Genomic DNA, 16,881 nt, shown 5'->3' with positions numbered 1-16,881 from the left:
GGGCACCACCGTCCCGGACACCGCTGCCGCCGAGCCCGGCACCACCACCGCTCGCACATCGCGGCTCCTCGCGCCGCCGCATCCGGCACCGCGCCTGCCGGCCGCAGCGGGATCTCCCCTCGCCCCACGGTGCCCCGTGCCCGCGCCGAGCAGCTCAGCGCGCCCGCGCGGGTGCCCACCTCCACCCCACCGGCGACCCGCTCGCCTCACGAACCACACCCCCACTCGCGCATTCGCGCACCGTGAAAGGACGTTCCCATGACCGAGAACACCCCCGTCACCGCCACCACCCGGGTCGCCCTCGTCACCGGCGGCAGCGGCGGGATCGGAAGGGCCGTTGCCGAGCGCCTGGCCGCGGACGGCTTTGCGGTCGGTGTGCAGTACGCCGGCAACAAGAACGGGGCCGGCGAGGTCGTCGCCGCCATCACGGCTCGCGGTGGGCAGGCACTGGCCGTGGCCGGTGATGTGGCCGACGAGCGGGACATGGGCGCCGTGTTCGACGCCGTCGAAGCGGAGTTCGGCGGGATCGACGTCGTCGTCAACACCGCCGGGATCATGATCCTCGCGCCGATCGCCGAACTGGCCCTGGACGACCTGGACCGAATGCACCGCACGAACATCCGCGGCACGGTCGTCGTCGCCCAGCAGGCCGCCCGCCGCCTTCGCCGCGGCGGGGCGATCGTCAACTTCTCCACCTCCGTCACCCGCACCCGGTTGCCCACCTACGGCGCCTACGTCGCGAGCAAGGCCGCGGTCGAGGGCATGACCCTGGTCCTGGCCCGCGAGCTGCGCGGCAAGGACATCACCGTCAACGCGGTCGCGCCCGGCCCGACCGCCACGCCGTTGTTCCTGCGGGACAAGGACGACACCGCGGTCGCCGCGTTCGCCGGGGCCGCCCCGCTCGAACGCCTCGGGCAGCCGGAGGACATCGCCGAGACCGTCGCGTTCCTCGCCGGTCCGGCCCGCTGGATCAACGGCCAGGTGCTCTTCGCCAACGGCGGCCTCGCCTGACCACCACCGTCCACCGAGCACACCAGGAGCACCGGCCATGGGCGACGTCATCGAGGTCGCCGGCGCGTCCGGCGGCTTCGACGCCCTCGCCGACCGGTCCCCGCCGACGGGGAACACCGTCTCCGCCGGGGTGCGCGAGACCACCGGCCGCACCGCGCCGCAACGGCGCGCCGCCGCCGACCACGCCCAGCACGTCCCTGCCGGTCACCGTCGCCTGTGCGGCTGGGGCGAGCACCCCGCGCTCCCGCCCGGGGGTGACGCCGACGCGGCCCTGGTCCACGAGCCGTTCGACCGCACCGGACTCGACGCCGAGACCATCGCGGTCGAGCGCCGCGTCGCCGCCGTGCCGATCGGACCCCGCCGGCCGCGCGCGACCAGGTCGGCCTCGCCGAGCGGCACGACGTCCGCGACCTGTCCCCACTACCCGCTACCCGGGGTCGCCGACCCGGACGTCCCGGACGCGCCGCCCGCCACGCTGGTGATCACCCGGCCCCCGCAGCCCCGGCAACGCCGCTCCTCGGTCACCGCCGCGCTCGTCCGCGCCGCGACGGCCGCGGAACGCCTGGAACCGAACGGGGGTCCCGACCGACCACTGGGGTGAGGTCGAACCCGGGAGGTCGCAGTGGAACGTCGCACTTTCTTGCGCGCGTCGGCGTTGTCCGTGGGAGCCGGCGGCGCGCTGGCGGCCGGCACGGCGAGCGCGGCGTCGCCGCTCCGGGTGCGGGTACTGGTGTTCGACGGGGTGGAGGAGCAGGACTTCGTCGCGCCGGTGGAGGTGTTGGGCCTGGCCGGGCGGATGAGCGGCGGCGCGGTGACGACGTCGCTGGCCGCCGCCGCGCGGCCCGGCACGGTCACGTGCACCTACGGCACGAAGGTCGAGGTCGCCGAGGCGTGGACGCCGGGCACGGCGGACGTGCTGGTCGTGCCCGGCGGCGGCTACACCGACAAGACCGGGCCGGGCGTCAACCGGCTCGCGGCCGACCGGGAGTTCCTGCGCCGGCTCGCCGCCACCCGCGCCCTGAGGGTCGGCATCTGCACCGGCACGATGGTGCTCTCCGCCGCCGGCCTCACCCGGGGCCGCAACGCGACCACGCACACCGGCGCGAAGGCGGACCTGGCGGCACAGGGCGCGAACGTCGTCAACGCCCGCGTGGTGGACGACGGCGACCTGATCACGGGCGGCGGCATCACGTCCGGGCTGGACGTGGCGCTGTGGCTGGTGGAGCGGTTCCTCGGGGCGAAGCTCGCCCAACGCGTGGAGACGGTCCTGGAGTACGAGCGGCGCGGCACGGTCTGGCGCGCCTGAACGCCCCGTCGACCCACGAGGGAACCCAGCGATGACCCCCACGCCGGTGCACGACCACATCACCGACGCGCTCAAGGCGCCCGCGCTCGTCCGGCTCTCCCCCGGCATCGTGCTGATCCGGTTCGAGACGCTGAAGGTGTACGCGGCGCTGGGCGCGGTCCGGCACCTGCTCCGCACCGGCGTGATCCACAAAGGACAGACGCTGGTCGACAGCTCCAGCGGCATCTACGCGCTCGCGCTGGCGATGGCCTGCCACCGGCACGGCCTGCGCTGCCACATCGTGGCTTCCACCACCGTGGACGACACGATCCGCGCCCAGCTCGAGATCCTGGGCGTCACCGTGGACCAGATGCCGCCGTCGGACGACCTGCGGCTGGACCAGAACCGCCGGGTCGCCCGGGTGCGCGAGCTGCTGGCCCGCGACCCCGGGCTGCACTGGATGCGCCAGTACCACGACCCCGTCCACCACCTCGGGTACGCCGAGCTGGCCGACCTGGTGCGCCGGGCGTTGCCGGAGCAGGAGCTGACGGTGGTGGGCAGCGTCGGGACCGGGGCCTCCAGCGGCGGGCTGACGCGGTCGTTGCGCGGGCACGACCCCGGCGTGCGGCTGGTCGGCGTGCAGCCGTTCGGCAGCGTCACGTTCGGCAGCGAGCGGTTCACCGATCCCGACGCCATCATCGCGGGCATCGGCAGCGCCATCCCGTTCGACAACGTCCACCACGAGCTGTACGACCGCGTGCACTGGTTGGACTTCCAGCACGCCATGGCCGCCACCATCGGCCTGATGCGCGACCACGCCGTGTTCGCGGGCCTGTCCACCGGCGCGGCGCACCTGGCCGCGCGCTGGGAAGCGAACCGCGATCCCGGTCGGACGCACCTCGTGATCGGGGCGGACACCGGCCACCGCTACGCGGCCCGCGTGTTCGCCCGCCACCGCGAGGCCCTGGACCCGGCGCGGCTCGCGCCGGTGGAGATCACCTCGCTGGACGACCTGGCGCCGCCGTGGGCCGCGATGGAGTGGGCCCGCCGGGCGGTCGTCCCCGCGCAGGAACGCCGGAAGGACCCCGTGCCGTGACCATCGTGCTGCTGGAAGCCCTCACGTTCGGCCTCGGCCGGCTCGCCGACGCGGCCGAGGACGCGGGCCACGACCTGTGCCTGCTCACCTGCGACCGGTCGATCTACACCCACGAGCTGACCACCCTCGGCCCGGACCGCGTGCGGGTGGTCGACCTCGACACCACCGACGTCCGGGCGTGCGAGGCCGCCCTGCGCGCGATGCCGAACGTGGCCGGGCTGATCAGCTCCACGGACACGTGGGCCGTCCCCGGCGCGGAGCTGGCCCGGCGACTGGGTCTGCCCGGCCCGTCGGTGGACGCGGTGCGCGTGCTGCGCGACAAGGGCGCGGTCCGGGCGCTGCTGTACCAGCACGGACTGAGCCGCAGCGGGCCGGTCGACCCGAGGTCGGCCGACGCGTTCCCGTTGGTGGTCAAGGACTCCGCGGGCACGTCGTCGCGCGGTGTGTGGCTGGTCCGCACCCGGGCCGAGTTGGACGCCGCGCTGCGGGAAGCCGAACGCACGCCGCTCAAGGGCCACCTGATCGCCGAACCGTACTTCACCGGGCCGCTCTACAGCGCCGAGACCGTCACGTGGGCCGGCCGCACGCGGCTGCTGGGGGTGCTCAGCCGCCAGCTCTCCCCCGAACCCGTGCGGCGGGAGGAGGCGGCCGCGTTCCCCGTCGCGTTCCCCGCCGCCGACCTCGCCGAGCTGGGGCGTTGGATCGAGCGGGTGCTGGCCGTCGCCGGGCACGACCGGGGGTTCGCGCACACCGAGTTCGTGCTGACCGCCGACGGCCCGGAGGTGGTCGAGGTCAACGCGCGCATCGGCGGCGCGCTCGTCGGCGAAGCGCTGTGCCGGTCCCTGGGCACCAACGTCTACGACGCGATGGTGTCGATGGCGTTGGCGGCGGAACCGGCGCTGCTGACCGAGCCGCTGAAACCCGGCGTCGGGGTGGCGTTCGTGCTGGCCTACCCGCGACGAGCCGGTGTCCTGCGCGGGTGGTCCGGGGTGGACCGGTTGCGCGGGCTGCCCGGCTCTCCCGAGTGGTACCCGACCGCGAGCCCCGGCGACCTGGTCGAGCACCTGACCGACCAGCGGTCGTGCACGGGCATCGTGCTCGCCGAAGGACCCACCGCCGAACTCGCCCTGCACCGCGCGCTCGCCGCCGCCGGTGGCATCACGCCGGTGACCACGTGACGGCGCGGTCAGGCGGCGCGGTGCCGGGCCGTCGGCCGCAGACCGCCCCGGCCGCGCTTCTCCGCCCGCGGCGGGCGGTGGTCGTCGGGCTCGCCCGTGCCGTCGTGCTCGTCGTGATCGTGCCGGGCCGGTGTGCCCGGCGTGGGCTGGTCGCGGTGCGCGCGGTGGACCAGGCACAGCAGCACGAGCCCGGCCACCAGCGGCAGGTGGGACAGCACGCGGGCCGCCGTCGCGGTGCCGGTGAACAGGTCGTGCGCGGAGAACGCGGCGAGCACCGCGACGAACCCGCCGAGCGTGGGCAGCAGCCCGGCGGCGCGGTGCGCGTGCACGGCGGCGACCAGCAGACCGATGCCCAGCGCCAGGTTCCACGCCGCGCCCTCGTTGAACAGGTGACCGGCCATGGTCTCGTCGTGCGCGGGCGGCGAGGTCGCCCCGGCGAGCAGTTGGGCCAGCGCCAGCCACAGCTGGGTGATCGCCACGGCGGCCAGCGCCAGGCGCGGCACCAGGGCGACGTGGCGCGGCGGCGCGTCCGCCAGCACGGTCGCGACCAGGTCCGGCGAGGACTGCGCCGGGCGGACCCGGATCGTCCTGGTCAGCGCCTGCGCCCGGACGAGCCACGTCGAGCAGTCGGCGCACTGCGCCACGTGCGCGTCCACGTCGGCGGCGGGCACGGGCTCGTCTTCACCGTCGAGGCGCGCGGACAGCGCTTCACGGCAGGTTGGGCAGTCCACGTCCCAGTAGTCGCTCCATTCGGCGCACGAGTTCCCAGCACCGGTGTGGTTACGATCCGGAACCGTGACCTTCCCCAACGTGACCGACCCCGACGACGAGGTGACGCGCTGGGCGTTGCGGGCGGCCCGGTCCGGCGACCGGGCCGCGCTGGAGCGGTTCGTGCGGGCGACCCAGCGGGACGTGTGGCGGTTCATCGCCCACCTCGCCGACGTCGACGTGGCCGACGACCTGGCCCAGGAGACCTACGCGCGTGCCTTGGCGAGCCTGCGCCGGTTCGCCGGTCGGTCGTCGGCCCGCACCTGGCTGCTGTCGATCGCCCGCCGGGTGGTCGTCGACCAGATCCGGATGGCGCGGTCGCGGCCCCGGCTGTCGCCCGGCGCGGACTGGGAGCGCGCGGCGGACCGGCGGCCGGTCGAGTCCGGGTTCGAGGGCGTGGTCGAGCTGACCGTGCTGCTGGACGCGTTGGACCCCGACCGCCGGGAGGCCTTGGTGCTCACCCAGGTGCTCGGCCTGTCCTACGCGGAGGCGGCGGAGATCGCGGGCTGCCCGATCGGCACGATCCGGTCGCGGGTCGCGCGGGCGCGGGAGGACCTCGTGCGCGCCACCGGCCGGTCCGACGCCACCGAGGCCGGCTGAGCGCTCGTGCGCGCTGAGGTCCGGTCGGGCGCCCCGCTGCTGCGCGACGCGGCGTTCCTGCGGCTGTGGACCGGCGCGACCGCGTCCGGGTTGGCCACGTGGGCGTTGCCGTTCGTGCTCGGGTTCGCGGTGCTGGAGCGGTCGCTGACCGCCGGCGGGCTGGGTGTCGTGCTGGCCGCCCGGACGGTCGGGTTCCTGGTCGCCGTGCCGGTCGCCGGTGTGCTGGCCGACCGCCACCCCCGGCGGCGGGTGGTGGCGTGGTCGGGTGCGGTGGCCGGGCTCGCCACGCCGTTGCTCGCGGTCGGGTTGGGGCGCTCGGTCGTGCTGGTGGCCGCGGCGGCGGCCGTGGTCGGTGCCGGGCAGGGCGCGTGCCGCCCGGCGTTCCAGGCGCTCACGGCGGAAGTCGTGGCCGAGGAGCGGCGGCGGCGGGCGAACGCGGCCATGACCGTGGCGGTGCGGGTCACCACGTTGGTCGCGCCGGGGCTGACGGCGTTGCTGGCGCTGGTCGTGGACACCCCGGTGTTGGTCGTCGGGACGGCGGTGCTGTGGTGGGTCGCGGCGCTCGTGCCGCCTTCGGGCGCGGCCGTCGTCCCCGTTGTCCGGCGGCGGTTCGCCGCGGAGTTCGTGGACGGACTGCGCGAGGCGCGGCGGCACCCGTGGTTCGTGGCGGGGTTGGGCGCGTTGACCGCGGTGATCGCCACGGGCTACTCGGCGACCGGCGTGGTGCTGCCACTGGTGAGCCGTGACCGTTACGGCACGGGGGCCGTGCTCGCCGCCGCCACGACCGCGTACGCGGTGGGCGCGTTGGGTGGTGCGGTCGTCGCCGCACGGCGGCGTTCCCGGGCGCAGGGCTGGACCGCGTTGGCGGGGTTGGCGTGCTACGGGTTCGTGCCGTTGGCGTTGTTGCTGCCGGTGCACGCGGTGGTCGTCGTGGCCGCGTACGCGGTGGCGGGCGCGGGGATCGAGCTGTTCAACGTGCCGTGGTTCACCGCGACGCAACGCGAGGTCGAACCCGCGAAGCTGGCGCGGGTGTCCTCTTTGGACTTCCTGCTGTCCTACGGCCTGGCGCCGGTCGGCCTGGCGTTGATCGCGCCCGCGGTCGCCGGGTTCGGCGCCGACGTGGTCCTCGCGGTGTGCGCGGTGGTCTGCTTCGCCGCGCCCGCCGCGGCCGCGTTCGTGCCGTCCTCGAAGGACTTCCGCTGATGGTTCGTCGCCGTCCGGCTCACCGGGACCGCAGGTGGTCGCGCAGCGTGCGGGCGACGTGCGCCATCGACGCCTCCGCGCCCGGCTGCACCACGGCCGGCACCCGTGACCCGGTGAGCGCGGCGACCGCGAACACCTGGCCGTCCGCGTGCTCGACCACCCCGACCTCGTGCCGGAGGTTGAGCAGGGTGCCGGTCTTGGACGACCAGCGCGACGCGTCCGAGCCGAAGTCCGGGGCGAGCCGGTGCCGCACCACGTTGTCGCCCATCAGCTCGCGCACCCGTTCGGCGACCGCGGGCCGGATCGTGGTCGGCCGCCACAGGCCCTGCAGCAGGTCGACGAACGCGCGGGCGGAGCCGGCGTTCGCCCGGCTGATGTCGAGCTGGGTCACCGGATGCCCGCGGCCCTCGGTCGCCGCCGTGATGGCCAACGAGTGCGCGAGGTGCCCCTCGGCCGGGGTGAACCGCTCGGCGGGCGTGTCGACGAGGTCGCGCATGAGGTGGCGCACGGCGATGCCGTCGTAGCCGAGCCGGCGCAGCTCGGCGGCGACCGCGGCGGGCGGGGTGAGGGCGAACAGGGCGTCGGCGGCGGTGCTGTCGCTGATCGCGACGCTCAGGTAGAGCAGGTCGTCCACGGCGATCGTGGCGGGGTGGCGGAACTTGGGCAGCCCGATCGGCCCCGGTGCGCCGACCCGACCGGGCGGCACCACGACCGGCGTGGCGGCGTCGAGCTCGCCCCGCTCGACGCGTTCCAGCGTGGCGATCGCGAGCGGCACCTTCACCAGCGACGCCGCCGGGTACTCGACGTCGGCGTCCAAGCCGATCTCCGCGCCGGTGTCCAGGTCGCGCACCAGGAACGACCCGCGCAGGCCCGCGTCGTCCAGCGCCGCCCGCGCGGCACGCAGCACCTCCGTCGTCACGGCCGGCCCTCCCCGCCGTCGAGGCAGCGCCCGATCGCGGCGGCCGGGAGGTCGCGGATCCGCTCGGCGTCCTCGCGCAGCCCGGCCGTGACGTCGTAGCCGCGGGCCAGGTCCAGCTCGCCGATCGGCCGCCAGTGCAGTCCCAGGTCGACGGCCTGGCCCGGCGAGCACAGCAGCAGGTCGGCCGAGCCGAGCACGTCGGCCGCGGCGGCGACCAGCGACGGCGCCACCACGACCTGGGAGGGTTGCAGGCCGACGGCGTCGCGCAGCCGGGTGAGGCGGTCGCGGACGTGCGGCACGTCGTCCTCCGGCTGGAGGCGGATGCGGCGACGGCGGGCGGTCCGCTCGGCGCGGCCGGCGCGCAGCGTCTCCACGTGGACGGCCGAGGCCGCGCCCGGGTCCGCGTGCCCGGCGAGGCCGAGCGGCACCCGCCACACGCCGTCGTCGGGCGGCACGGCGACCAGCGCGGCCCGCACGTCCAGGGTCCGCACCAGCTCGACCCGGTCGGCCGGTCCGGCCGGGCGCGGGTCCAGGTCCAGGTCGTGGCGGCGGGCGTCGGCCACGAGCCGGGCCAGCGGACGCGGCGCGCAGACCTCCGGCACGGCCAGCCGGAACGGGCGCAGCTTCGCGCGCCGGGCGTCGTGCTCCAGGGCCTCGGCGAGGTCGACCAGTCGTCGCGCCGACGGCAGCATCTCCCGGCCGAACGGCGTCAGCGCCACGGCCCGCGAGGTACGGGTGAACAACCGGGCCCCGAAGTGCCGCTCCAGGGCCGCGACACGCCGGCTGGCCACGGACTGCGGTATCCGCGCCGCGGCCGCGCCGACCGTGAAGCTGCCGTGCCCGCTGACCGCCACGAACGCCTTGCACGCCTCCACCACGTCCACGACCCGGGACTATGCCAGATCGGCATCGGTAGCCGCGTTCGCGTCTTGGACAGCATCACGGTCGGCTGTGAAGCTCGGAGTCGTGACACCGCCGCTCCGCACCGTCAGCCGCCGCGCGTTCCTGGGCGCGGCGGCGCTGCTCCCACTGGCCGGCTGCGCCCAGGAGACGACGTCGCAGCCCACCCCCACCACGACCGGTACGCCCGGTCCCGGTCCCGGTCCGTCCGCCGTCGCCCACGATCACCTGATCGGGCTGGAGCGGCGGTTCGACGCACGGCTCGGCGTGTACGCCGTGAACACCGGCACCGGGGCCGCGGTCGAGCACCGGGCCGACGAGCGGTTCGCGTTCTGCTCGACGTTCAAGGGGCTGGCGGCGGCCGCGGTCCTGCACCGCAACCCCCTGTCGCACCTGGACACCGTCGTGCGTTACACCGAGGGCGACCTGATGGCCAGCTCGTTCATCACCCGGCAGCACGTGGCCACGGGCATGACCATCCGCCAGGTGTGCGACGCGGCGGTGCGCCACAGCGACGGCACGGCGGGCAACCTGCTGCTGCGCGACCTCGGCGGCCCGGCCGGGCTGACCGCGTACGCGCGGGCGCTCGGCGACACCGTCACCCGCTCCGACCGGTTCGAGCCGAACCTCACCACGGCCGTGCCCGACGACCCCCGCGACACGACCTCCCCGCGCGCCATCGGCGAGGACTACCGCGAGATCGTGCTCGGCGACGCCTTGGACGCCGACAAGCGCGCCTTCCTGCGCGACCTGCTCGAGCGCAACGCCACGAAGGCCGGTGCCCTGCGCGTGCGGGCCGGTGTGCCGCAGGGGTGGACGGTGGCCGACAAGACCGGCACCGGTGACCACGGCACGGTCAACGACATCGCCGTGGTCTGGCCGCCCGACGCCGCGCCGCTGGTGGTGTCGATCATGTCCAGCAAGGCCGGCGCGGACGCCGCGTACGACCAGGCCCTGCTCGCCGAGGCCGCCGCCTACGTCGTGGACGTGGTGACGTGATGTCGAACGGGCTCAGGCGCACGGTGGTCGGCGTGCTGCTCGCCGTGCTGGTGGCCGTGGCGTCCCTGGGGGCGCTGGGTGCGATGGACCGGGTGACCCTCGTCCACCAACCCCTCCCGGGACGTCCGCTGGCGATCGTGGAGGAGGTCCCGGGCCCGGACACCGGCCCGGCCTGCGCGCTGGACGGGCGTTACGTCGACGAGCAGCCCGACGGCCTGCGCCCGGACGTGCTGGAGGCCTGGCGACGCCTGCGGTCCGCGGCGGACGCGCGGGGCGTCGGGCTGTGCCTGAACGACGGCAAGCGCAGCACCGGCCAGCAGCGCCGGGAGTTCGAGGACGCCGTGCGACGGTTCGGCACGGCGGAACTCGCCGCCCGGTACGTGCTGCCGCCCGAGAAGTCGATGCACGTCAAGGGCATCGCGGTGGACGTGCAGCCGCTGGAGTCGGCGGCCTGGGTGGAGCGCAACGGCCCCGCGCTGGGCTGGTGCCGCCGCTACCTCAACGAGGAGTGGCACTTCGAGCACGACCCCGCGTGGGCGACCGCCGGCTGCCCACCCATGCTGCCCAGCGCGAGCGGCGGCTGAGCGCTCAGCCCCACGGGACCGTCGCCTGGAGCACCGCCTCGCTCAGCGCCCGCGTGCGCAGGTGCGTGACCTCCTGGTACTCCGGGTCGGCGACCATGCGGCCGAACGCGGCACGGTCCGGGTAGCGGACGACCACCACCGCGTCCCAGCTCTGCCCGTCTTCCGCGGCCAGCACGGTGGAGCCCGTGCCCGCGTAGAGGACCTCCCCGCCGTACCGGGGCAGGAACGTCTCGCGCAGGTGCCGCGCGTACTCCTCGTACGACGCCCGCCCGCCCTCCGCGAACCGGAGCAGGTTGAGCATGACCACGGGACCGCCCGGGTCCTCGGCCAGCAGTCGCTTCAGGTCCGCGCCACGGGGATCGACAGCCATGCCCACCAGCATGACGGGCCGTGATCACGTCCGCATCGGTGGGTCCACCGGTCCGCGGTTCCCCCGGGCCGGGGGTTCACAGCGTGATGACGACCTTGACGTCGTCGGGCCGCGCGGTGAAGGCCTCGGCGAACCGGTCCAGCGGGACGCGGCGGCTGATCAGGCCGGCCGGCCAGTCCGGGTCGGCCCTCGCCAGCGCGTCGGCGGCCTGGTGGTAGTGGCGCAGGTTCGCGTTGACCGAGCCGACCACCACGTCGTTCTCCAGCACCATCGACCGGTTCGCGCCGGCGACGTCCACCTCGACCGCGCGGCCACCCGACGAGAGGCCGGTCAGGCACACCACCCCGAACGGCGCGGTGTTGCGCAGGGCGGAGACGACCAGGCTGCCCACGCCGGTCGCCTCGATCACCACGTCCGGCCGCACCCGGGAGGACACCTCGTCCACGTCACCGTGGTGGTAGGTCGCGCCCAACCGCCGCACCAGTCCCGGCTTCGGACCGTCCTCGACCACGTCGAGCACGTGCACGTCCAGTCCCTGTTGGACGCCGATCATCGCCGCCAACAGCCCGATCGGACCCGCTCCCGTCACCAGGGCGCGCTCCGGCTCGTACCAGGCCCTCTCCCCCACGCGACGGACCTGCTCCCACGCCTTCGCGACCACCGACGTCGGCTCCATGAGCACGCCGACATCGGTCAGCCGGGGGTCCAGCGGCACCGCGTAGTCGGCCTCGACGCACCAGCGCTCGGCCGCGTACCCGTCGAGCTGCTTGATGCCGCGCTCGGTGTAGCCGCCGTTGCGGCAGTTGTCGAACTCGCCGTGCGCGCACGCGCCACAGGGCTCCGGGTCGGGACGCCGCACGACGCCCACCACGAGGTCGCCGGGCTCGAACCCGCTCCCGGCGGGCGCCGTCATCACCCGGCCGAGCGATTCGTGGCCCAGCACCAGCCGGTGCCGCCCCGGCGGCGGCTCGCCGTACTCGGCGCGGGCGATCTCCTTGTCGGTGCCGCACACGCCCACCGCCAGCCCTTCGACGAGCAGCTCACCGGGTGCGGGTCGGGGCTCGGGCAACTCGGTCACCCGCAACGAGTTCGCGGTCCTGGGGTCGAGCGTGAGCGCGCGCATGGCGGTGGGCTACCCCGCGCGCGGCGGCGCATGCGACGTCCGGCGGGAGGGGTCCCCCGGTGGGATGGGTGGTGTTTGCCCGCCCTGCCGAGTGGCACCCGTGGAGGACCTGGTCGGCGGACCGAGCACCCGGCGGAGGAGGCCGACGATGACCGAGGGTGGTTGGGCTTACGACGGTGAGCCCGTCACGCTGTCACCCGACACCGTGATGCTCGTGCACGGCACTTCGTTCTGCGTGTGCGGCAGTGACGGCAACGTGGACGGCGCCGCCGCGCAGGGGGTGTTCTTCCAGGACACCCGGATCGTGTCCGAGTGGCGGCTCCGGCTGGACGGCGGGCCCGTCGAGCACATCACCACCCTGACCCGCGACCCGTTCCGGATGACGTTCGTCGGACGCGGCCGGTCCCGCGCGCACGACGCCGAGAGCACCTTGCTCGTGCGCCGCGAGCGGTACGTCGGCGCGGGCATGCGCGAGGACATCACGCTGCGCAACTTCGGCCGGGAGACCGTGACGCACGTCGTCACCGTGCACGTGGACGCCGACTTCGCCGACCTGTTCGAGGTCAAGGAGGGCCGGGTCCGCGAACGGGGGCGGCGCGAGTGCGACGTGGAGCCGGAGGAGCTGCGGTTGAGCCGGCGGCTGGACGGCCGGAGCCGGGGCGTGCGGGTGCGGGCCGACGGCGCCGACTACTCGCCGGCCACGCTCACGTTCCGCGCGGTCGTGCCGGCCCGGGGCGAGTGGTCGACGTCCGTGACCGCGCAACCCGTCGTGGACGGCCTGACGACCGAGACGATGTTCCCGCCGGGACGCCCGATCGACGAGTCCGTGCCCGTCCTGCGGGCGCGGCGGTGGCGGGAGGCCGTGCCCGTCCTGAGGTACACGGGCAGGCCGTCGTTGGCCGTGACGCTCCAGCGCAGCAGGCAGGACCTGGGTGCGCTGCGGATCTTCGACCCCGACCGCCCCTCGGACACCGCGGTCGCCGCCGGCGCGCCGTGGTTCATGACGCTGTTCGGCCGCGACTCGATCCTCGCTTCCCTGATGGCGCTGCCGATCGATCCCGCGCTGGCGCTGGGGACGGCCCGCACCCTGGCCCACCACCAGGGCACGCGGGTCGAGCCCGACAGCGAGGAGGAGCCGGGGCGCATCCTGCACGAGATGCGGTTCGGCGCGGACGCGTCGCTGGCGCTGGGCGGCCGCAACGTCTACTACGGCACCGCCGACGCCACGCCGCTGTTCGTGATGCTGCTGGGCGAGCTGTCCCGGTGGGGCATCGACCGCGACCAGGTCGAGCGGCTGCTCCCGCACGTCGACCGCGCGTTGGCGTGGATCGAGCACCACGGCGACCGGGACGGCGACGGGTTCGTCGAGTACCGGCGGGCGACCGAGCGCGGGCTGGTCAACCAGGGGTGGAAGGACTCCTGGGACGGGGTGAACTTCGCCGACGGGCGGATACCGCGCGGCCCGATCGCGCTGTGCGAGGTACAGGGCTACGTCTACAACGCCTACCTGGCGCGGGCGTGCCTGTGCGAGGACTTCGGAGACCTCGACGGCGCGCGGCGCTGGCGCGAGCGCGCGGCCGGGTTCAAGCAGCGGTTCAACGAGCGGTTCTGGCTGCCCGACCTCGGCTACTACGCGATCGCCCTGGACGGCGACAAGCAACCGGTGGACGCGCTCAGCTCCAACATCGGGCACTGCCTGTGGAGCGGCATCGTGGACGAGGACAAGGCCGAGCGGGTCGCGGAGGCGTTGGTGTCACCGGAGATGTTCACCGGGTGGGGCGTGCGGACCCTCGCGTCCGGGATGGGCGCGTACAACCCGATGAGCTACCACAACGGGTCGGTGTGGCCGCACGACAACGCCATCATCGTCCACGGGCTGATGCGGTACGGGTTCGTGGAGCACGCGCGGCGGGTGGCGACCGCCGTCATGGACGCGGCCGACGCGTTCGGCGGCCGGCTGCCCGAGCTGCTGTGCGGCTTCGACCGGGCCGAGTACCCCGATCCGATCCCCTACCCGACGTCGTGCTCGCCGCAGGCGTGGGCGTCGGCGACCCCCGTGCACCTGCTGCGCGTGCTGCTGCGGGTGGAGCCGTACGCGCCGCGCCGCAAGGTGTGGCTCTCGCCCGTGCTGCCCGAGTCGTGGGAGCCGCTGGCCCTCGACGGCATCCCGATGCTGGGCGCGCGGGTCGGACTGGAGGTCAACGGCCCCGACGTGCGGGTGACCGGGCTGCCCGACGACGTGGAGCTGGTGCGCGAGGCGGTGGGCGTGCACCCCGGGCTGGACCGGGGGCGGGGCCGGTGACCGCGCCGCGCGTCGCGATGATCGCACCGCCCTGGTTCGAGCTGCCGCCCTCGGGCTACGGCGGCACCGAGGCGATGTGCGCGGACCTGGTGGACCGGCTGGTCGCGCGCGGCAACCACGTCGTGCTCGTCGGCGTCGGGCGCAACGGCACGGCCGCCGACTTCCGCCGCACGGCGGACCGGCCGCAGCAGGACCGGATGGGCCAGGGCATCCCGGAGGTGGTGCACGCCGCCGCGCTGCCCGCCATCCTGGCCGACCTGGAGGTGGACGTGGTGCACGACCACAGCCTGGCCGGGCCGCTGCTCGCCCGCGGCCGTCCGGTGCCCACCGTGGTCACCGCGCACGCGCCCGTGACCGGTGACATGGGCCGCTACTACCGCGGGCTGAACGGGACCGTGCACCTGGTGGCCGTGTCGGACGCGCAACGCAGGCTCGCGCCGGACCTCGACTGGGCGGCCACCGTGCACAACGCCGTCGACGTGCGGCTCTTCCCGTTCCGGCGGGACAAGGAGGACTTCGTGCTGTTCCTCGGCCGCGCCACGCCGGACAAGGGCATCCCGGAGGCGATCGCCGCCGCCACCGAGGCCGGCCTCCCGCTGCGCATCGCGGCCAAGTGCCGCGAGCCGGAGGAGCAGGAGTACTTCGAGCACGAGGTCAAGCCGCTGCTCGGGCCGGGCGTCGAGTGGCTCGGGGAGGTGGGTCGCGAGGACAAGCTCGCCCTGCTGGCCGCCACGCGCTGCCTGCTGTTCCCGATCCGCTGGGACGAGCCGTTCGGACTGGTGATGGTGGAGGCGATGGCCTGTGGCACGCCCGTGGTCGCCACCCGGCGCGGTGCGGTGCCCGAGGTGGTCGCGCACGGCCGGACCGGCTTCGTGTGCGACGACCACGCGTCGTTGGTCGCCGCGCTGGGGCGGGTCGAGGAGCTCTCGCCCGACCGGTGCCGCGCGGAGGCGGCCGGCCGGTTCGACGTCGACCTCATGGCCGCCCGCTACGAGGACGTTTACTGCCGGGTTGCCGTCGGGCCGGTGCGCGCGACCGCGAAGCGGACGACCACGCGGACGACGGCTCTACCGCGGAGGGTGTCCGAGCAGGGCGCCTGACGTGGCGTTTCCCGGAAATGGCAACAGTGTTTGTCGTTTTCGGCACGCTCGGGCGAACCTTGTCCCATGAACGAGAACAACGCGGCGGCGATGAGACCGGTGGGTCCACCGCCCCGACACCACCTGGCCCTGATGATCTGGTTGGCCGTCTTCCCGACGCTGACCGTCCTGCAACTGCTGCTCGGCGACCTCCTCGACGGCGCGCCGACCGCCGTGAGGACCCTGGTCCTGGCGACGATCGCGGTGCCGATCGTCATCTACGGGCTCATGCCGCCCTTGCAGCGGTTGCGCGCACGCCTGCTCGCGCGGCGGTCCTGAGCACTAGCGGAGCCAGCGCAGCACCTCGTCGAGCAGCCGGTCGCGGCCGCGCTCGGCCCGGTCCAGGTGGACGAAGTGGGTGGCGCGCTCCAGGTGCGCCGCCCGCACGTCCCGGGCCCGGCCGAGGTCCTCGACCAGCGTGGTCAGGTCGTCCGCGCGGGACCAGAAGTCCAGCTCGCCGCGCAGGACCAGCGTGCGTGCGGTGATCGTGCCCGCGTGCCAGAGCCGTCGGCCGGTCGCCAGGTGGAAGCTGTCCTTCAGCGCGCCGGTCGGGGCGCGGAAGCCCGACGGCTCGCGGTCGGCCGACGTCGGGTCGCTCGCCAGTGCGTGCGCGACGTAGGCCACCGCCACGCGCGGGTCGCGCCACGCGGACTTGTCGTCCACCGGGATGCTCGCGTCCCAGCCGCCGAGCAGCCCCGGCCCGGTGGCGAGCCGGTACGCGCCGTGCCGGGCGTCGTCGAAGTGCCCCGGCCGTGCGGGGTCCTCGTAGTCGGAGCCCCGGCCGAGCAGGGGGTGGCCGTCGGTCGCGCCGTACAGGCTGTTGAGCACCACCAGGTGCGCGACCCGGCCCGGGTGCTCGCTCGCGTACCAGGCGGCCCAGTGCCCGCCGGTCGCCCACCCGAGCAGGTCGACCCGGCGGTGGCCGGTCTTCGCCCGCGCCCACTCCACGACCGCCGCGATGTCGCGCACCACCTGCTCCCCCGTCACGGCGGGAGGGTTCGCGGACGGCGGCGCGTCCAACGCCGGCGGGCGGTCGGACGCGCCGTAGCCGCGCGCGTCCACGATGAACACCCGGTGGCCCCTGCGCGCGAGGTCGGCGGCCAGCGACCCGCCGGGCACGGGCAGGTCGAACGACGCGACGCCGGGCACGCGCGCTCCGTGCAGCAGCAGGACCGGCCGGCCGCGCGCCGACCGGGTCGGGCGCACCTCGCGGACACCCAGGAGGCCGGCGTCGCCGCGCACCTTCCAGTCCTCGCGCGCCACCCGCCCCGCCGGTGACGCCCGGGTGATCGACGCCGCCGCGGAGAGGGTGAGGATCGTCCTGAGCATGCGGCCAGCATGCCGCTCGCGATCACACCTAGTCTGATTGTGCACCTGGTCCGTGGCGATTGATTCGAGGCCGGT

General features: G+C 75.0%; 18 protein-coding genes. 12 read left to right on the top strand and 6 right to left on the bottom strand.

Going from position 1 to position 16,881, the window contains the following annotated elements; all coding sequences use genetic code 11:
* Positions 1-258: 258 nt before the first annotated feature.
* Genes FHX81_RS37665 through FHX81_RS37645 form a run of 5 tightly spaced genes read left to right on the top strand, consistent with a single transcriptional unit; the run spans position 259 to position 4,570 of the window.
* Positions 259-1,011 (top strand): SDR family oxidoreductase, encoded by a 753-nt coding sequence (locus FHX81_RS37665; RefSeq protein WP_141983222.1) that lies wholly within the window; start codon positions 259-261, stop codon positions 1,009-1,011.
* Between the two features lie 37 nt (positions 1,012-1,048).
* Positions 1,049-1,612 (top strand): hypothetical protein, encoded by a 564-nt coding sequence (locus FHX81_RS37660; RefSeq protein WP_141983221.1) that lies wholly within the window; start codon positions 1,049-1,051, stop codon positions 1,610-1,612.
* A gap of 21 nt (positions 1,613-1,633) precedes the next feature.
* The gene (locus FHX81_RS37655; protein WP_141983220.1) at positions 1,634-2,317 is read left to right on the top strand and encodes a DJ-1/PfpI family protein; all 684 of its coding nucleotides are present in this window, start codon (positions 1,634-1,636) and stop codon (positions 2,315-2,317) included.
* 31 nt (positions 2,318-2,348) lie between these two features.
* Complete coding sequence (locus tag FHX81_RS37650; protein WP_141983219.1) at positions 2,349-3,392, top strand: pyridoxal-phosphate dependent enzyme; 1,044 nt, start codon at positions 2,349-2,351, stop codon at positions 3,390-3,392.
* Positions 3,389-4,570 carry an ATP-grasp domain-containing protein gene (locus FHX81_RS37645; protein WP_141983218.1) on the top strand — a complete coding sequence of 394 codons (1,182 nt, stop codon included), beginning with the start codon at positions 3,389-3,391 and terminating at the stop codon, positions 4,568-4,570. Before FHX81_RS37650 ends, FHX81_RS37645 begins: the two co-directional genes overlap by 4 nt.
* A gap of 8 nt (positions 4,571-4,578) precedes the next feature.
* Here the strand turns inward: FHX81_RS37645 and FHX81_RS37640 are convergent, their stop codons facing one another.
* The gene (locus FHX81_RS37640; RefSeq protein WP_141983217.1) at positions 4,579-5,301 is read right to left on the bottom strand and encodes a zf-HC2 domain-containing protein; all 723 of its coding nucleotides are present in this window, start codon (positions 5,299-5,301) and stop codon (positions 4,579-4,581) included.
* Between the two features lie 64 nt (positions 5,302-5,365).
* On the opposite strand from FHX81_RS37640, the gene FHX81_RS37635 reads away from it, so the two are divergent.
* Positions 5,366-5,938 carry a sigma-70 family RNA polymerase sigma factor gene (locus FHX81_RS37635; RefSeq protein ID WP_141983216.1) on the top strand — a complete coding sequence of 191 codons (573 nt, stop codon included), beginning with the start codon at positions 5,366-5,368 and terminating at the stop codon, positions 5,936-5,938.
* Positions 5,939-5,944: 6 nt separating this feature from the next.
* Positions 5,945-7,141 (top strand): MFS transporter, encoded by a 1,197-nt coding sequence (locus tag FHX81_RS37630; RefSeq protein ID WP_425473866.1) that lies wholly within the window; start codon positions 5,945-5,947, stop codon positions 7,139-7,141.
* Positions 7,142-7,160: 19 nt separating this feature from the next.
* Here FHX81_RS37630 and FHX81_RS37625 read toward each other — a convergent pair whose 3' ends face one another.
* On the bottom strand, positions 7,161-8,060 hold the full coding sequence (locus tag FHX81_RS37625) for a serine hydrolase (RefSeq protein WP_141983215.1): 900 nt from the start codon (positions 8,058-8,060) through the stop codon (positions 7,161-7,163).
* Complete coding sequence (locus FHX81_RS37620; RefSeq protein ID WP_141983214.1) at positions 8,057-8,944, bottom strand: LysR family transcriptional regulator; 888 nt, start codon at positions 8,942-8,944, stop codon at positions 8,057-8,059. Before FHX81_RS37620 ends, FHX81_RS37625 begins: the two co-directional genes overlap by 4 nt.
* An 82-nt stretch (positions 8,945-9,026) precedes the next feature.
* Here FHX81_RS37620 and bla point away from each other — a divergent pair, with 82 nt between their 5' ends.
* Both bla and FHX81_RS37610 read left to right on the top strand, forming a co-directional pair.
* Complete coding sequence (gene bla, locus FHX81_RS37615; protein ID WP_141983213.1) at positions 9,027-9,959, top strand: class A beta-lactamase; 933 nt, start codon at positions 9,027-9,029, stop codon at positions 9,957-9,959.
* Positions 9,959-10,543: a D-alanyl-D-alanine carboxypeptidase family protein gene (locus tag FHX81_RS37610; protein ID WP_141983212.1), complete on the top strand. Its 585-nt coding sequence runs from the start codon at positions 9,959-9,961 to the stop codon at positions 10,541-10,543. Before bla ends, FHX81_RS37610 begins: the two co-directional genes overlap by 1 nt.
* A 4-nt stretch (positions 10,544-10,547) precedes the next feature.
* On the opposite strand, the gene FHX81_RS37605 is transcribed toward FHX81_RS37610, so the two are convergent.
* Positions 10,548-10,913 carry a DUF1330 domain-containing protein gene (locus tag FHX81_RS37605; protein WP_141983211.1) on the bottom strand — a complete coding sequence of 122 codons (366 nt, stop codon included), beginning with the start codon at positions 10,911-10,913 and terminating at the stop codon, positions 10,548-10,550.
* Positions 10,914-10,989: 76 nt separating this feature from the next.
* Positions 10,990-12,036 carry a glucose 1-dehydrogenase gene (locus FHX81_RS37600; protein ID WP_141983210.1) on the bottom strand — a complete coding sequence of 349 codons (1,047 nt, stop codon included), beginning with the start codon at positions 12,034-12,036 and terminating at the stop codon, positions 10,990-10,992.
* A 148-nt stretch (positions 12,037-12,184) separates the two neighbouring features.
* Here FHX81_RS37600 and FHX81_RS37595 point away from each other — a divergent pair, with 148 nt between their 5' ends.
* The 3 genes from FHX81_RS37595 (at position 12,185) to FHX81_RS37585 (ending at position 15,756) form a co-directional block, all read left to right on the top strand.
* Positions 12,185-14,338, top strand: a complete 2,154-nt coding sequence (locus tag FHX81_RS37595) for an amylo-alpha-1,6-glucosidase (protein ID WP_141983209.1) — start codon at positions 12,185-12,187, stop codon at positions 14,336-14,338.
* Positions 14,335-15,438: a glycosyltransferase family 4 protein gene (locus tag FHX81_RS37590; protein ID WP_141983208.1), complete on the top strand. Its 1,104-nt coding sequence runs from the start codon at positions 14,335-14,337 to the stop codon at positions 15,436-15,438. The genes FHX81_RS37595 and FHX81_RS37590 overlap by 4 nt, the downstream gene beginning before the upstream one ends.
* Before the next feature lie 66 nt (positions 15,439-15,504).
* Complete coding sequence (locus tag FHX81_RS37585) at positions 15,505-15,756, top strand: putative antibiotic biosynthesis monooxygenase (protein ID WP_211363678.1); 252 nt, start codon at positions 15,505-15,507, stop codon at positions 15,754-15,756.
* Between the two features lie 3 nt (positions 15,757-15,759).
* On the opposite strand, the gene FHX81_RS37580 is transcribed toward FHX81_RS37585, so the two are convergent.
* Positions 15,760-16,806: an alpha/beta fold hydrolase gene (locus tag FHX81_RS37580; RefSeq protein WP_141983207.1), complete on the bottom strand. Its 1,047-nt coding sequence runs from the start codon at positions 16,804-16,806 to the stop codon at positions 15,760-15,762.
* Between the last annotated feature and the right edge of the window lie 75 nt (positions 16,807-16,881).

This window comes from Saccharothrix saharensis (assembly GCF_006716745.1).
GTDB classification, from domain to species: domain Bacteria; phylum Actinomycetota; class Actinomycetes; order Mycobacteriales; family Pseudonocardiaceae; genus Actinosynnema; species Actinosynnema saharense.
This window is presented reverse-complemented; position numbering and strand designations above follow the sequence as displayed.

Coding starts and splice junctions, on each gene's coding strand:
- FHX81_RS37665 (WP_141983222.1), top strand. CDS start 259: ATGACCGAGAACACCCCCGTCACCGCCACCACCCGGGTCGCCCTCGTC.
- FHX81_RS37660 (WP_141983221.1), top strand. CDS start 1,049: ATGGGCGACGTCATCGAGGTCGCCGGCGCGTCCGGCGGCTTCGACGCC.
- FHX81_RS37650 (WP_141983219.1), top strand. CDS start 2,349: ATGACCCCCACGCCGGTGCACGACCACATCACCGACGCGCTCAAGGCG.
- FHX81_RS37610 (WP_141983212.1), top strand. CDS start 9,959: ATGTCGAACGGGCTCAGGCGCACGGTGGTCGGCGTGCTGCTCGCCGTG.
- FHX81_RS37605 (WP_141983211.1), bottom strand. CDS start 10,913: ATGGCTGTCGATCCCCGTGGCGCGGACCTGAAGCGACTGCTGGCCGAG.
- FHX81_RS37600 (WP_141983210.1), bottom strand. CDS start 12,036: ATGCGCGCGCTCACGCTCGACCCCAGGACCGCGAACTCGTTGCGGGTG.
- FHX81_RS37595 (WP_141983209.1), top strand. CDS start 12,185: ATGACCGAGGGTGGTTGGGCTTACGACGGTGAGCCCGTCACGCTGTCA.
- FHX81_RS37585 (WP_211363678.1), top strand. CDS start 15,505: ATGAACGAGAACAACGCGGCGGCGATGAGACCGGTGGGTCCACCGCCC.
- FHX81_RS37580 (WP_141983207.1), bottom strand. CDS start 16,806: ATGCTCAGGACGATCCTCACCCTCTCCGCGGCGGCGTCGATCACCCGG.